The sequence below is a fragment of the Rhizobium sp. LEGMi-198b genome, assembly GCF_054114205.1.
This window is the reverse complement of sequence record NZ_JBSYVH010000001.1, coordinates 949,960-965,125: the sequence shown is the minus strand read 5'-3', so window position 1 is coordinate 965,125 and position 15,166 is coordinate 949,960. Positions and strand designations below refer to the sequence as shown.

At 60.7% G+C, this 15,166-nt stretch carries 13 protein-coding genes and 1 tRNA gene; 10 read left to right on the top strand and 4 right to left on the bottom strand.

Features of this window, described 5'->3' with window-relative positions:
- Positions 1-340: 340 nt before the first annotated feature.
- A tRNA-Thr gene (locus ACXHXG_RS04680) sits at positions 341-416 on the bottom strand.
- A 137-nt stretch (positions 417-553) separates the two neighbouring features.
- Positions 554-1,513, bottom strand: a complete 960-nt coding sequence (locus ACXHXG_RS04675) for an NAD(P)H-dependent flavin oxidoreductase (protein WP_457898596.1) — start codon at positions 1,511-1,513, stop codon at positions 554-556.
- A 352-nt stretch (positions 1,514-1,865) separates the two neighbouring features.
- Between ACXHXG_RS04675 and ACXHXG_RS04670 the strand changes: the two genes are divergently transcribed.
- Positions 1,866-3,107, top strand: coding sequence for a hypothetical protein (locus ACXHXG_RS04670; protein WP_457898595.1), 1,242 nt, complete (start codon positions 1,866-1,868; stop codon positions 3,105-3,107).
- An 18-nt stretch (positions 3,108-3,125) separates the two neighbouring features.
- Here the strand turns inward: ACXHXG_RS04670 and ppk2 are convergent, their stop codons facing one another.
- A complete protein-coding gene (ppk2, locus tag ACXHXG_RS04665) occupies positions 3,126-4,007 on the bottom strand; it encodes a polyphosphate kinase 2 (RefSeq protein ID WP_104821918.1) in 882 nt (293 codons plus the stop codon).
- A gap of 307 nt (positions 4,008-4,314) precedes the next feature.
- Here ppk2 and phoR point away from each other — a divergent pair, with 307 nt between their 5' ends.
- From phoR to phoB, 7 genes are all read left to right on the top strand, one after another.
- The gene (gene phoR / locus ACXHXG_RS04660) at positions 4,315-5,511 is read left to right on the top strand and encodes a phosphate regulon sensor histidine kinase PhoR (protein ID WP_104821919.1); all 1,197 of its coding nucleotides are present in this window, start codon (positions 4,315-4,317) and stop codon (positions 5,509-5,511) included.
- 186 nt (positions 5,512-5,697) lie between these two features.
- Positions 5,698-6,732, top strand: coding sequence for a substrate-binding domain-containing protein (locus ACXHXG_RS04655; protein ID WP_457898594.1), 1,035 nt, complete (start codon positions 5,698-5,700; stop codon positions 6,730-6,732).
- Between the two features lie 62 nt (positions 6,733-6,794).
- Positions 6,795-8,276, top strand: coding sequence for a phosphate ABC transporter permease subunit PstC (gene pstC, locus ACXHXG_RS04650; protein ID WP_457898593.1), 1,482 nt, complete (start codon positions 6,795-6,797; stop codon positions 8,274-8,276).
- A complete protein-coding gene (gene pstA, locus ACXHXG_RS04645) occupies positions 8,273-9,607 on the top strand; it encodes a phosphate ABC transporter permease PstA (protein WP_104821922.1) in 1,335 nt (444 codons plus the stop codon). Before pstC ends, pstA begins: the two co-directional genes overlap by 4 nt.
- Before the next feature lie 14 nt (positions 9,608-9,621).
- Positions 9,622-10,437 (top strand): phosphate ABC transporter ATP-binding protein PstB, encoded by an 816-nt coding sequence (gene pstB, locus ACXHXG_RS04640; RefSeq protein ID WP_283049001.1) that lies wholly within the window; start codon positions 9,622-9,624, stop codon positions 10,435-10,437.
- A 51-nt stretch (positions 10,438-10,488) separates the two neighbouring features.
- Positions 10,489-11,202, top strand: a complete 714-nt coding sequence (gene phoU, locus ACXHXG_RS04635) for a phosphate signaling complex protein PhoU (RefSeq protein WP_104821924.1) — start codon at positions 10,489-10,491, stop codon at positions 11,200-11,202.
- A 32-nt stretch (positions 11,203-11,234) separates the two neighbouring features.
- Entirely contained in the window at positions 11,235-11,918 is a 684-nt protein-coding gene (gene phoB / locus ACXHXG_RS04630) for a phosphate regulon transcriptional regulator PhoB (protein ID WP_004128368.1), read from the top strand.
- A 99-nt stretch (positions 11,919-12,017) separates the two neighbouring features.
- Here the strand turns inward: phoB and ACXHXG_RS04625 are convergent, their stop codons facing one another.
- Positions 12,018-12,542, bottom strand: coding sequence for a GcrA family cell cycle regulator (locus ACXHXG_RS04625; protein WP_104821925.1), 525 nt, complete (start codon positions 12,540-12,542; stop codon positions 12,018-12,020).
- 425 nt (positions 12,543-12,967) lie between these two features.
- Here ACXHXG_RS04625 and ACXHXG_RS04620 point away from each other — a divergent pair, with 425 nt between their 5' ends.
- Together ACXHXG_RS04620 and argF are read left to right on the top strand one after the other, a co-directional pair.
- Complete coding sequence (locus ACXHXG_RS04620) at positions 12,968-14,167, top strand: aspartate aminotransferase family protein (RefSeq protein ID WP_104821926.1); 1,200 nt, start codon at positions 12,968-12,970, stop codon at positions 14,165-14,167.
- Positions 14,168-14,240: 73 nt separating this feature from the next.
- The gene (argF, locus tag ACXHXG_RS04615) at positions 14,241-15,158 is read left to right on the top strand and encodes an ornithine carbamoyltransferase (RefSeq protein ID WP_104821927.1); all 918 of its coding nucleotides are present in this window, start codon (positions 14,241-14,243) and stop codon (positions 15,156-15,158) included.
- Positions 15,159-15,166: the final 8 nt, after the last annotated feature.

Here is a 15,166-nt window from a genome sequence, read left to right as displayed (position 1 = left end):
TTCGAATGATTATCTTGTGAACAACGGCAAAGCGAAATTAACGGAATTTCTCTGAGAAAATTTCAGGGTGCCATACACTATACACCCCTGGGGAGCTGTCCCCCTCTGTCCCCGTCAAAGCCAAAAGCACAGGGGAGGATTTCTTTTTGTCAATGGATAGCTGCTGACCAACGCCATGCAATTCGTGGGATACGCGGGTGAACCTAGAAACAGGCCCATCTCATTCTATCCTCATTACTTCCGTGTCGCTTTAGCTCAATCGGTAGAGCTAGCGAGCTTGCCGAGCGCGGGTAGTGTTCGAATATCTGATTGGAAATACTAGAGAATTTGCAAAGGGGAGTGGTGCCGCTTACGTGACTCGAACACGTGACCCCATCATTACGAATGATGTGCTCTACCGACTGAGCTAAAGCGGCATTTCGGGCCGATCGGTATGGCCCTGCGATTTGCATGGCGCTGATACAGTCAATGCGCCGAGATTTCAAGCGCTCAAATTGCCGATTGGCAAAAAAGCGAGGGGCCTGTGAAAAAGCAGGCGCGCTTTCGAGCGTTCTCAGAGCGCCAGCCGGGCGCGCGCCTGACGATACTGCGCCTCCAGCCGGTCGACAAGCGCGGCCACCGGTTCGATTGCTTTGACAGCGCCGATTCCCTGGCCGGAGCCCCAAATATCCTTCCAGGCCTTGGCGCCGGTCGTGGCCGTTTCGAAATCCATCTTGGAAGGATCGGCTTCAGGCAGGTTGTCCGGGTCCATGCCGGCGGCGCGGATCGAGGGTTTGAGGTAGTTGCCGTGGACGCCGGTGAAGAAGTTGGAATAAACGATATCGGCGGCCGCGCCGTCGACGATCGCCTGCTTGTAGGCTTCCGCCGCGCGCGCCTCCTCGGTGGCGATGAAGGGCGAGCCGATATAGGCCATGTCCGCGCCCATCGCCTGGGCCGCCAGGATCGCGCCGCCATTGGCGATCGCGCCGGCAAGTAGCAACGGCCCGTCGAACCATTCGCGGATTTCCTGAACGAGCGCGAAGGGCGAAAGCTGGCCGGCATGGCCGCCTGCGCCTGCCGCCACCGCAATCAGCCCGTCGGCTCCTTTGCGAATGGCCGAATTGGCATGACGGTTGTTGATGATATCGTGCAGCACGATGCCGCCATAGGAATGCACGGCCGCATTGACCTCCGGCACCGCGCCGAGCGAGGAAATGACGATCGGCACCTTATATTTGACGCAGAGCATCAGATCATGTTCCAGCCGCTTGTTCGAGGCATGGACGATCTGATTGACGGCGAAGGGAGCCGACGGGCGTTCGGGATGCGCGGCGTCGTGCGCAGCGAGATCTTCCGTGATCATCGCCAGCCATTCGTCCAACTGGCTCTCCGGCCGGGCGTTCAGCGCCGGAAACGCACCGACGACACCGGCCTTGCATTGGGCCAGCGTCAAAGCCGGATGCGAGATGATGAAGAGGGGAGAGGCCACGACCGGCAGCCGCAGGCGCTCGGTCAGGACGGAGGGAAGGGCCATGAACATCATCCGTATTTGACGTTTACGAAAACGTCAAAGGGATAGCAGATGTGCGTCGGGAGGGGAAGATGGGGGAAGTAGGCAATAGGCAGTGGGCAATAGTGATTGACGGCATCCGCGATTGACGCCTTCCCCTACTGCCTACTGCCTACTGCCTACTGCCTGGTGCCCGCCGCCACCCCATTTGTGTCGTCTTTGCCATTTATCCCCGCCCGAGTGTTCGCGCCTCTTTTCGAGAGACTTGCACATTGCCGGTCGGGGCGTTACCGAATTCGGTTAGCGAATAGTAAAGAAATGGTCGTTTTGCGGTAGAGTATGCGGGCGCATCGCGAGTGAGAGTAAAGGACCTGATGTGAGCGGATTAGAAACGGCTATCAGAAGCGCGTTGGAGCGATCCGAGCGCGCCAATCCGGAAATCCGGGCTCGTATCTATCAATCGGCGCGACAGGCGCTCGAAGCAGGGCTTCGCAAGCAGGACATTACCGATATCGGCATTATTTCGGCTCAGCGCCAACGCCTGGAGGCGACCATCCGGGCGATCGAAGGCGAGGAGCGTGCCCGCCCGCCGGAGCCGCCTGCTGCACCCGAGGTGGAGGCGCCTTACGTGCCGCCCGCGCCGCCGCAACAGCAGGCCCCGCGACCGATGCAGCAGCGACAGGAGCAGGAGCCTGTCATGAGCGTTCGCGGCGAGACGCGCGACCACCCCGTTACCGGCCAAGCCTCCGTTCCCGTCGAACCCGCCGCACCGGAAAGCGATTTTGGCGACATGCGAGCCGGCCCCGCCGATCATCTCGGCGCCGATAGCGATGAACGCCAGGCCGTCGCCGCGCCGGCCGCAACGCGGTCGATGAATTTCAAGCCCGAGCGTGCCGCCGTCCGCCGCAAGCCGCGCAAGTTCTTCTCCCGCCTGCTGGTCTTCTGCATCCTCCTCGCCTTCCTCGGTGTCGGTGCCTGGTGGATCAAAACCTCAGGCGTGTTCATGACGGCGGCCCAGCGCGACACCAGCGTTCCCAATCCGCCCGCGCATGTCGATTCCCAGGATTTCAACGGCAACAACAATGCCGACGATACGTCCGATGACGACGATAACAGTGGCCCCCCCGCCAATCCGGGGCTGGCGACGATCGATCCGCAGAACAGCTTCTCGGAAGAGTGGATCGAGATCTTCAAGCCGACCGACTTGGCCAAGGTCGCCAGCGGCCCGCAGGCCAAGGCCGAGAATGTCTCGGAAAACGAAGGCCCCGCAGTGCGGCTAACCTCTGAGACCAGCGGTGCCGATGGCAACGCATCCGTCGAAGTGCCGGCAAACGTGCTGCAGCAATTGGCCGGAAAATCGTCGACCGTCGCGCTTACGCTCCAGTCCACCTCGGATACACCGACGCAAATCACCGTCGAGTGCGATTTCGGCTCGCTCGGCTCTTGCGGCCGTCATCGTTTCGACGTGACCCGCCAGAAGACGGATGCGCTGTTCCAGGTCCGCTACGATCGTTCGCTTGCGCCCACGACACCGGGTCGCCTGATCATCAACAGCGATGTCGACGGCAAGGCGCGCGGTATCAACATCTACGCAATCCGCGTCCTGCCGGGGCAGTAAGGCTAGGGTGCATCCTGCCTATTTGAGAACATGCAATCCCATGCCAAGGATTTTGTCGTCGATCTCGCCGATCGCCTTCTCGTCCCTGCCGTCATAATCAAGCGCTAGCAGAATGTGACGGATGAGGTTGAGGCGCGCACGACGTTTGTCGTTGGCGTGGATCACCGTCCATGGCGCATAGTCCATATGCGTCTCCTTCAGCATCCGGTCGCGCTTTTCGCTATAGTCCTTCCATTTGGTCAGGGCCGCGATATCCATGGAGGAGAGCTTCCACACGGCGCGCGGATCGTGGCGTCGGTCGTGAAAGCGCTTGAGCTGCATTTCCCTGCCGATATCGAGATAGAATTTGAAGAAGAAAATGCCGTCCTGGACGATGAGCTTTTCCATATGCGGGGTCTGCTTCAGGAATTGCTCGTATTGCTCCTGCGTGCAGAAGCCCATGACCGGCTCGACACCGGCGCGGTTATACCAGGAACGATCGAACAGCACGAATTCGCCTGCCGTCGGGAACTGGGCGACATAGCGCTGGAAATACCATTGCCCGGCTTCCCGGTCGGTCGGTTTGGTCAGCGCCACGGCGCGCGCGAGGCGGGGGTTCATATGTGCCGACGTTGCCGCGATCGCACCACCCTTGCCGGCGGCGTCGCGACCTTCGAAGAGCGCCATCACCCGCTTACCGGTCGCCTGCAGCCAGAACTGCACTTTGATGAGCTCGATCTGCAGCTTTTCCAGCTCTTCCAGATACTCTTCTTCCTTTAGCTTCTTCTTGTAGGGATAGCCTCCGGAAGCAAGCGCCTCGTCGTCGATCCAGTCTGGCAGCACAGGGTCATCGACATCGAATATGCGCGTCTTGCCATGCATATCCAGCTCCACCGCACGGCTTTTCACGTCCTCTGCCATGTGCTCTGCTCCTCCGCAATTTACGCCATCTTAACGATATCTGCCCGTGCGGCAAAAAAAGCCTCACGGGCAAGTTGGGTCATTTATCCAGTATTTTCAAGCCTTTTGCGGACATCCTCATTCGCCGGCTACATTTATTGTTGTCAGTTGCGGGCTTGTGTGGATAGAGCCGAAAACTTCTGTCATGAATCCCCGCTAAGACCCGGAGTCTTGGATTCCGCTATGACAGGCAAAGGGACGGGTACACTTGGAAGACGAATGGTCATTCCTCAGAAAGCTGGCTGCACGGCTGCGGCAGGAGATCGCCATGCTAGTTCTGGCGACGCTGATCGCCGTTTTGGCGCTTATCGAGGGTATCAATACCGGCATCGTTTTCTGGCTCTGGGTGGTCGTTGCGATCGTCGCGCTGATTCGCCGGCCGCTCATTGAGAAGGCCGCGCCGCCGGCACCCGTCGAGATGGTTCCTACCGATCCGCAAACCGTGCTTCGCACGGTGTTCTCCGGCCTTGCCGCGCTCGACGTGCCGGTGCTGATCATCGACCGCGAGGCGTCCGTTCTGATGCAGAATGCCGCCGCCGAGAAAGCGTTCGGCGCGTTTCCGCTCAATGCTCATATCTCCGCCAAGCTGCGCTCCCCCGGCGTTCTCGACATGGTGCGCGAGACGATCACCACCAATACGCCGAACCAGATCGAACATTCCGAGCGCCTGCCGTCCGAGCGCGTCTATGTCGTCCGCATCGCCCCGGTCGATCTGCCGGAAACCGACATCGAGCCCGGCACCTTCTTTGCGCTGTCTTTCCGCGATATCTCCGAACTCCGCCATATCGACCGCATGCGATCCGATTTCGTCGCCAACGCCAGCCATGAGCTGCGCACGCCGCTCGCCTCGCTCCGCGGTTTCATCGAAACCATCCAGGGGCCGGCCAAGGCGGATCCGAAGGCGCAGCAGCGCTTCCTCGGCATCATGTTCGACCAGACGACGCGCATGAGTCGCCTGGTCGACGATCTCCTGTCGCTGTCGCGGCTGGAGCTGAAATCGCACATCGCGCCGGATCAGAAGGTCGATCTCGTGCCGTTGCTCGGCCATGTCCGCGACGCGCTGCTGCCGCTTGCCGACGATCTCGACGTCACCATCAATCTGCATCTGCCGCCGGGGAAGGTGGAAGTGCTGGGTGATCGCGACGAACTGGTGCAGGTCTTCGAAAACCTGATCGAGAATGCTTGCAAATATGGTCAGGAAGGGAAGGTGGTCGAGGTTTCCGTCTTGAACGAACTGGGCCAGGCCGTCGAGGTCATCATCTCGGACAGAGGGCCGGGCATCCCGGCGGAACACGTGCCGCGCCTGACGGAGCGCTTCTATCGCGTCAATGTAGAAGACAGCCGCTCGAAAAAAGGCACCGGCCTCGGGCTCGCCATCGTCAAGCACATTCTCACCCGTCACCGCGCACGGCTTATCGTCAAGTCGGAAGTCGGGAAAGGAACGGACTTTACGGTCCGCTTCTGAACGCCTTCGTAAATCACCCCTTTTCGGCGCAACTTCATTGATAAATTTCAAGGGGTTGATTTGTCATAATTGTTTCACTCGCCTGACATAAAAGGGCGGTGCTTTGACCGCTAAAAAAGAGATGTTGAACAGGCGGATGCTCCGTTCGCCGTCGCGCTCTTCAAAGCCCGTCAGGGAGGGTTCACCATGGACACGTTGAAACTGTCTGTCATAGCGTTGGTTGCATCCGCCGCTTTCGCTGGCGCCGCCGCGGCCCGTGATCAGATTCAGATTTCAGGTTCCTCCACCGTATTCCCCTATGCCAAGATCGTTGCCGAGAGTTTTGGTGAGACCTTCACGAATTTCAAAACGCCGGTCGTTGAATCCGGCGGCTCCGGTGCCGGTCTCAAGGAATTCTGCAAGGGCGTCGGCCCCGATTCCATCGATATCGCCAATTCGTCGCGCCCCATCAAGGCTAGCGAGGTCGAGGCCTGCAAGGCTGCCGGCGTTGCCGATATCCAGCAGGTCAAGATCGGCTACGACGGCATCGTCTTCGCTTTCGACAAAAGCAATCCCGACATGAAATTCGTGCCGGCCGATCTCTATAAGGCGCTGGCGGCCGAAGTCGTGGTGAACGGCAAGCTGGTTCCCAATCCTTATAAGAAGTGGTCGGAGATCAATCCGGCCCTGCCGGCCTTTGAGATTGAAGCCTATATTCCGGGTGAGAAGCATGGCACGCGCGAGGTCTTCGAAGAGAAGGTGCTCGCCGCCGGCTGCAAGGGCTCCGGTGCGCTCGATGTCATCAAGGCGACGGTCTCCGATCCCGATCAGCAGACCAAGAAATGCATTGCGGTGCGCAAGGACGGCGCGGCGGTCGATATCGACGGCGATTATCCCGAGACGCTCGCCCGCATCGATGCCAACAAGCATGGCATCGGCGTCTTCGGCCTCTACTTCTATCAGAACAATGCCGACAAGCTGAAGGTCGCGCCGGTGAGCGGCATCGTGCCCTCGGGCGAAACCATCGCCGACGGCACTTATCCAGTGTCGCGGCCGCTATTCTTCTACGTCAAGAAGGCGCATCTCGGCGTCATTCCGGGCCTGAAGGAATATGTCGACTTCTTCACGAGCGATCAGATGATCGGACCGGACAGCCCGCTTGCCGAATACGGCCTGGTGCCGGCGCCGGATTCCGAGCGTGACCAGATTCGCAAGGATTTCGCGGACGGGAAGATCATGTGATTGCATAAGGACTGCCCGTCGGCGCGGCTTGCCGCCGTGCCGGCGTTCGCCGGGGAATGGGAATGAGTTTGTCACTGCTGCTGTTGTGTCTGTCGATCATCGGCGCCTTTGCTTTCGTGCTGGGGCGGACGAGAGCGGCTGCGCTGTCGGGCAACAGATCCTCGGCCATGCATTCGCGGCTTGGATACCACGGCGCCTATGCGGCCATCTGGGCGGTATTGCCGGCGTTGGCGTTGATCGGCGCCTGGCTGGTGGTCAGCCCGCAGGTTATCGACCGTTTCGTGGTCGAATCCTTTCCGGAGGAGGTGAAAACCCTCTCGGCCGCCGAACTCAAACTCACCTACGGCATAGTGCGGAGCATCGCCCATGGCATGCGCCAGCTCGATGACCGGGACCTTGCCAACGTCGCCAACGGCTCGGCTGATCTGCAATTGGTCCTAGCGCAGAAAGGCATCCCGCTCGCCATCCGGCCGACCGGCTATATGATAGACGCCGCCAATAAATATAACGGCATGCGGCATGTGAGCCATGTCGTCATGTCCGTGGCGGCCATCATTCTTTCGGTGTTCGGTGCCATCCACGGCTTGCGTGCCATCGCGCCGCGTTTTCGCGCCCGCAACCGGGTGGAACAGGTCATTCTCGGCGGCCTGATCATTGCCTCCTCCATCGCCGTGCTGACGACGGTCGGCATCGTCGCTTCGATGCTGTCGGAGGCCGCCCGCTTCTTCAACATGGTCCCGGCTGCCGAGTTCTTCTTCGGTACCGTCTGGGACCCGCGCTTCACCGGCGCCGGCTCACAAACGTCTGGCACGTTCGGCCTCATTCCGTTGCTGGCCGGCACGCTCTATATCGGCTTCGTCGCCATGCTGGTCGCCGTTCCCGTCGGGTTGTTTGCCGCGATCTACATGGCCGAATATGCCTCGGCGCGCGTGCGCTCCGTCGCCAAACCGATGCTCGAAGTATTGGCCGGCATTCCGACCATCGTCTATGGCTTCTTTGCGCTCGTCACGGTAGGGCCTTTCCTGAGAGATATCTCGGCTGATCTCAATGGCCTGCTGACCGGCAATTATGCCAATTTCATCGAGGCGCAGAGCGTGCTGACCGCCGGCCTCGTCATGGGCGTCATGCTCATTCCCTATGTCTCCTCTCTGTCCGACGACATCATCATGGCCGTGCCGCGGTCGCTGCGGGACGGCTCGCTCGGCCTTGGCGCCACGCGCTCGGAAACGGTCAAGCGCGTTCTCCTGCCGGCGGCCCTTCCGGGCATCGTCGGCGCGCTGCTGATGACGGCGTCACGGGCGATCGGCGAGACCATGATCGTGGTATTGGCCGCCGGCGTTGCCGCCCGCATGCAGCTCGATCCTTTTGAGCCGATGACGACGGTCACGGTGAAGATTGTCAGTCAGTTGACCGGCGATCCGGAATTCACATCGCCGCAGACACTGGTTGCCTTCGCACTCGGCATAACGCTGTTCTGTCTGACCCTTTGCCTGAATGTCTACGCGCTTTACGTCGTCCGCCGCTACCGGGAGCAATACGAATGAGCGATGTCGTATCCTCCCAGGCACCGAATATGTCGCGCGGATTGACGCCAGGCGCTCCGGCGCGGCGGGATATCGGCATCAAGCGACGTTATGCGGCCGAGCGGCGTTTTCGTGCCTATGGGATGGCCGCCGTCATTTTCGGACTGGTTTTCCTGATTATTCTCGTCTCGACCGTTGTCCGCAACGGCTACACTGCCTTCGTGCAGACCTCCATCGCCCTGCCGATCGAGTTCACCGAGAAGGTCATCGATCCCATAGGCAAGGGGGCCAGTGATCCGAAGGTCCTGATATCAGCCAACTATACGGCGCTGGTACGCGACGCCGTGGTGAAGGCGCTGGGCATCGATCCTTCCAATCGGGCGCTCGTGCGCCAGGCGATGGAAATGGTATCGGACGGCGCACGCATTGCATTGCGCGACAAGGTCGTGGCCGATCCCTCTGTCATCGGAAAGACGGTGAAGGTCACTTTCCTCGCCAGTGCCAATATCGACTCTGCCTACAAGGGACAGATCGACCTGACGGCGGACGAAAAGGACCGCAAGGTCTCCGACCAGCAACTCGCCTGGATGAGGCAGCTCGCCGCCGCCGGCGCCCTGCACGAGGCGTTTAATACCGGTCTGTTCCTGTCCGGCAATTCCAGTCGCCCGGAGGCCGCGGGTCTCGGCGTCGCGCTAATCGGCTCGCTCTATCTCATGTTGACCGTGCTGGTCTTGGCGCTGCCGGTCGGCGTCGCCGCCTCGATCTACCTTGAGGAATTCGCGCCGAAGAACCGGTTGACGGATCTGATCGAGGTCAACATCAACAATCTCGCCGCGGTGCCGTCGATCGTCTACGGCCTGCTCGGCCTCTCGGTCTTCATCAACTTCATGGGCCTGCCGCGTTCCGCCTCGCTGGTCGGCGGGCTGGTGCTGAGCCTGATGACGCTGCCGATGATCATCATCGCCACGCGCTCGGCATTGCGCGCCGTGCCGCCGTCGATCCGCAGTGCCGCGCTCGGGCTTGGCGCATCGCGCATGCAGATGGTTTTCCATCACGTCTTGCCGCTCGCCATGCCGGGTATCCTGACGGGTACGATCCTCGGCCTTGCCCATGCGCTCGGCGAGACGGCGCCGCTGCTTCTGATCGGCATGGTCGCCTTCGTCGCCAACTATCCGAGAGGGCCGCTCGATCCTTCGACGGCCCTGCCGGTGCAAATCTACATGTGGGCGAGCGAAGCTGAGCGCGCCTTTGTCGAGAGAACCTCCGGAGCCATTATCGTCCTGCTCTTCTTCCTTGTTGCGATGAACATCGGGGCCATCCTGCTGCGCCGTCGCTTTGAGCGGCGCTGGTGACGGGAGGCGATGGAATGAACATGATGACGGAAGCCGCGAGCGAAAAAGCACTGGCCAAGAAGATGATGACGATCCCCTACAAGATGATCGGTCAGGCCGTCTCGGTCCATTATGGCGAGAAGCGCGCGCTGTTCGACGTGGATCTGAACATCCGCGCCAACACTGTCACCGCGCTGATCGGTCCTTCCGGCTGCGGCAAGTCCACCTTCCTGCGTTGCCTCAACCGCATGAACGATACGATAGACACCTGCCGCGTCACCGGCAAAATCACGCTCGACGATCAGGATATCTACGACAACTCAATCGATGTCGTCGAGCTGCGTGCCCGCGTCGGCATGGTGTTTCAGAAGCCCAATCCGTTTCCGAAGTCGATCTACGAGAATGTGGCCTATGGTCCGCGTATCCATGGGCTGCATCGGTCCAAGAGCGATCTCGACCATATCGTCGAAACCAGTCTGCAGAAGGCCGGGCTGTGGGGCGAGGTGAAGGACCGGCTCTATGATGCCGGCACTAGCCTCTCAGGCGGTCAGCAGCAACGCCTCTGCATCGCCCGCGCCGTCGCCGTCAGTCCCGAGGTCATTCTCATGGACGAGCCGTGCTCCGCGCTCGATCCGATCGCCACCGCCAAAGTCGAGGAACTCATTCATGAGCTGCGGGAAAACTTCACGATCGTCATCGTGACGCATTCCATGCAGCAGGCAGCCCGCGTTTCGCAACGTACCGCAATGTTTCATCTCGGCCATCTGGTCGAGGAGAACGATACCGATAAGATGTTCACCAATCCCGATGATTACCGCACGCAGGATTACATCATGGGCCGTTTTGGCTGATGATGCTCCCCGCGCGGTTCCTTTCACATCTTTCACCTAGAGGATAAAAAAATGGTCTCAACACACATTCTCTCCGCTTACGACGAAGACCTGAAGTTCCTGACGCGCCGCATTTCCGAAATGGGCGGCCTGGCGGAGCAGATGGTCAGCGACAGCGTCCGCGCCCTGGTAAACGGCGATGCCAGCCTTGCGCAGAAGGTCATCTCCGATGACGTCATTCTCGACCACGCCGAGCGCGAAGTCGGCGACAAGGCGATCGTCACCATCGCCCGCCGTCAGCCGATGGCTGCGGACCTGCGTGAAATCATGGGCTCCATCCGCATCGCCGCCGATCTGGAGCGCGTCGGCGATCTCGGCAAGAACACCGCAAAGCGCGTCATCGCCGTGCAGGGCACCGGCGTTCCGCGTCGTCTCGCCCGCGGCATCGAACACCTCTCCGAACTGGCGCTCGTCCAGCTCAAGGAAGTGCTCGACGTCTACTCGACCCGTTTACCTGACAAGGCCGTGTCGATCCGCGAACGCGACGAGGAAATCGACGCCATGTACACCTCGCTCTTCCGCGAGATGCTGACCTACATGATGGAAGATCCGCGCAACATCACCACCTGCACGCATCTTCTTTTCTGCGCCAAGAACATCGAGCGCATCGGCGACCATGCCACGAACATCGCCGAGACGATCTATTACATGGCGACCGGTGCCCAGCCCGAAGGCGAGCGCCCGAAGGACGATACCGCCAACACCGTCGGTTCGGTAACGGAATAAAGTAGACACCAAGAGAAGGAGACCAGAGGCGCATGGTTCCGAGAGTTGCTGTTGTAGAAGACGAGGAAGCGCTAAGCGTTCTGCTGCGCTATAATCTCGAGGCCGAGGGCTTCGAGGTCGACACTATCCTGAGAGGCGACGAAGCTGAGCTGCGCCTCCAGGAGCGCATCCCCGATCTTCTGATCCTCGATTGGATGCTCCCCGGCGTGTCCGGCATCGAGCTCTGCCGTCGGCTGCGCATGCGGCCGGAGACGGAGCGCCTGCCGATCATCATGCTCACCGCTCGCGGCGAGGAAAGCGAGCGCGTGCGCGGCCTTTCCACCGGCGCGGACGACTATGTCGTCAAGCCGTTCTCGACGCCGGAACTGATGGCCCGCGTCAAGGCGATGTTGCGCCGAGCCCGCCCGGAGGTCCTGTCCACGGTACTGCGCTGCGGCGATATCGAACTGGACCGCGAAACCCATCGCGTCCACCGAAAGAGCCGTGAAGTGCGGTTGGGGCCGACGGAATTCCGCCTTCTGGAATTCCTGATGTCGTCCCCCGGCCGCGTCTTCTCTCGGTCTCAGTTGCTCGACGGCGTGTGGGGGCATGATATCTATGTCGACGAACGCACCGTCGACGTGCATGTCGGCCGCCTGCGCAAGGCGCTGAATTTCTCCAACATGCAGGACGTCATCCGCACCGTTCGCGGCGCGGGTTATTCCATGGAGGCCTGATGGGGGAGGCCTGATCGGGGCAACCCGATTGGCCATCCAACATAGCGGCGGAAACAGAAAACGGGCCTTTCGGCCCGTTTTTCATTTGGCTGGTGTGGTTCAGTGCGCGGCCCGGCGCCGGTCATGCACCGGCTGATAGGCCAGCCGCTGATGGTAGGTGCAGTAGGGCGAAGAGTCCGGGCTATCATTGCCGCAGAAGTGAAAATCTTCCTTCAGCGGGTCGCCGACCGGCCACTTGCATGTGCGCTCCGTGAGCTCCGTCAGGCCGAGGCGGCGCGAGATCGGAACGACCACATTGGCGGCCGGACGATATTCGACTTCGCTGACCGTATCGATCTCGACCTCTTCCTTGAGCATCGTCGCACCCTGCTGGCGGGTAACCGTGCGGGTTGCAACGCGCGAGGCGTAATTCGGCGCGCGTGGGGCCGAGGTATTGCGCTTCGGCGCTCGAGCTGTGGTTGCCGCACCACCGGCCTTCGCTCGGCCCGGCAGGCTCAAGCGATGCACTTTGCCGATGACGGCATTACGGCTGACACCACCGAGCTGTGCCGCGATCTGGCTGGCGCTCAAACCTTCGGACCACAGCTTTTTCAGCTTCTCGACGCGTTCGTCTGTCCAATTCATGCCCTGTCTCCGCTATCGCGTTTCTGATGGCAGAATCCCTCACCATTGCCTCGAATTGGGTCGAGGCGTGAAACGCTTTAAAATTGTGGTGACTAGTTCCGCCGCATGCAGTCTAGTAATTGGTTTTTAACCTAGTGTGAGGCTGACTCCGTGACAAGAGTCGCGGGAATCTTGAGGAATCGATTTCGAGGTTTTCCCCAACTTGCTATACGTGAGTGGCATTTATGCAATATAAGTTGTCGAAGACATGCCATCCATCGAGAGGCGCTCTGCCGCACCTGCTAAATCGCCAGTTTTGTTGACATCGCAGTGCAAAACATCAATAGTGCCCATGCCGCCGCAAGGCGGCATTTTTGATTTTTCCGGGCCCGTTTCATTCGAAGGAAACGATTGGCCCTAAAGGTTGTGATCGAGGAGAATGCGCCATGGCTGAAACCGCGCCGCTTTATGACACCTATATGCGTGCTCCGCTGCGGTTCGAGCGAGGCGAGGGCGTGTGGCTGATCACGGAGACCGGCGAGCGTTATCTCGATTTCGCCGCGGGCGTCGCGGTGAATTCGCTTGGCCACGCCCATCCACATCTGGTTGCAGAGCTGAAGTCGCAGGCCGATAAGGTCTGGCACCTGTCCAACCTCTATGAGGTGCCGGGTCAGGAGAAATTGTCGAAGCGCCTGACGGAGGCGACCTTCGCCGATAAGGTATTCTTCACCAATTCCGGTGCGGAGGCGCTGGAATGCGCCATCAAGACGGCGCGTCGCTACCAGTTCTACAAGGGTCATCCCGAGAAATTCCATATCATCACCTTCGAAGGCGCCTTCCATGGCCGCACGATCGCGACGATCGCCGCCGGAGGCCAGGAAAAGTACCTCGAAGGTTTCGGCCCGAAGGCGCCCGGCTTCGACCAGGTGCCTTTCGGCGATCTCGACGCGGTGCGTGCCGCCATCACCGATGCGACAGCCGCGATCCTGATCGAGCCCGTGCAGGGCGAGGGCGGTATCCGCCCGGCGACCAACGAGTTCCTGCGCGGCCTGCGTCAGATTTGCGATGAGAATGGCCTGCTTCTGGTCCTCGACGAGGTTCAGACCGGCGTCGGACGCACCGGCAAGCTCTTTGCCCATGAATGGGCCGGCATCACGCCTGACATCATGGCCGTCGCCAAGGGCATCGGCGGTGGCTTTCCGCTCGGTGCCTGCCTTGCGACCGCGGAAGCGGCCGCAGGCATGAAGGCGGGCACGCATGGCTCGACCTATGGCGGCAATCCGCTCGCCATGGCGGTCGGCAACGCCGTGCTCGATGTCGTGCTATCAGACGGTTTCCTGCAGCATGTGCGCGATGTTGCGTTGGTGTTCCGCCAGGGCTTGGCCTCGCTCAAGGATCGTTTTCCGGATATTATCGAGGATGTTCGCGGCGAAGGGTTGTTGCTCGGCATCAAGGCGGCCATTCCCCAGGCGGACCTGCTGCAGGCGATCCGCGCCGAACATCTGCTGGGTGTGCCGGCCGGCGACAACGTCATCCGTCTGCTGCCGCCGCTGGTGGTCACGGCCGAGGAGGCGCGCGAAGGCATTGCCCGCATCGAACGTGCCGCCGAAAGCCTGCGTGCCGCCCGCGTCAAGAAGTCGGCTTGAGTTCAGCGCCCGCTGATCGGGGGCGTTGTTGCCCCACGGCGGGCGTTATCATTTTTGGAGTACAGGTAGGGACATGGCTTCACCGAAACACTTTCTCGATCTCTCGGCCGTCGCGGCTGCCGATCTGCGCAGCATCATCGACGATGCCATCGTGCGAAAGCAGGCGCTGAAGGCAGGTGCGGCCGACAAGCCGCTCGCCGGCAAGATGCTGGCGATGATCTTCGAGAAGCCATCCACCCGCACCCGCGTCTCCTTCGATGTCGGCATGCGCCAGCTCGGCGGCGAGACGCTGTTCCTGTCCGGCACGGAAATGCAGCTTGGCCGCGCCGAGACGATCGGCGATACGGCAAAGGTGCTGTCGCGCTATGTCGACGCCATCATGATCCGCACGACCGAACATTCGCGCCTGTTGGAACTCGCCCAGCACGCGACCGTGCCGGTCATCAACGCTCTCACCGACGACACGCATCCCTGCCAGATCATGGCCGACATCATGACCTTCGAGGAGCATCGCGGTCCGATCAAGGGCAAGACCATCGCCTGGACCGGCGACGGCAACAACGTGCTGCATTCGCTGGTCGAAGGGGCTGCCCGTTTCGGCTATCGCATGAACATGGCCGTACCCCTTGGTTCCGAGCCGAAGGATCACTATCTGAACTGGGCCCGCAACGAGGGCGCCGAAATCATGCTCTCGCATGATGCCGACCGTGCGGTCGCCGGCGCCGATTGTGTGGTAACCGATACCTGGGTTTCCATGAATCAGGAGCACCGGGCCCGCGGTCACAATGTCTTCCAGCCCTATCAGGTCAACGCGGCTTTGATGGCACAGGCCGGCAAGGACGCGTTGTTCATGCATTGCCTGCCCGCCCATCGCGGGGAGGAAGTGACGGACGAGGTGATCGACGGTCCGCAATCCGTTGTTTTCGATGAGGCGGAAAACCGCCTTCATGCGCAAAAGTCGATTCTTGCTTGGTGCCTGGGCGCGATCTGAAGATATAG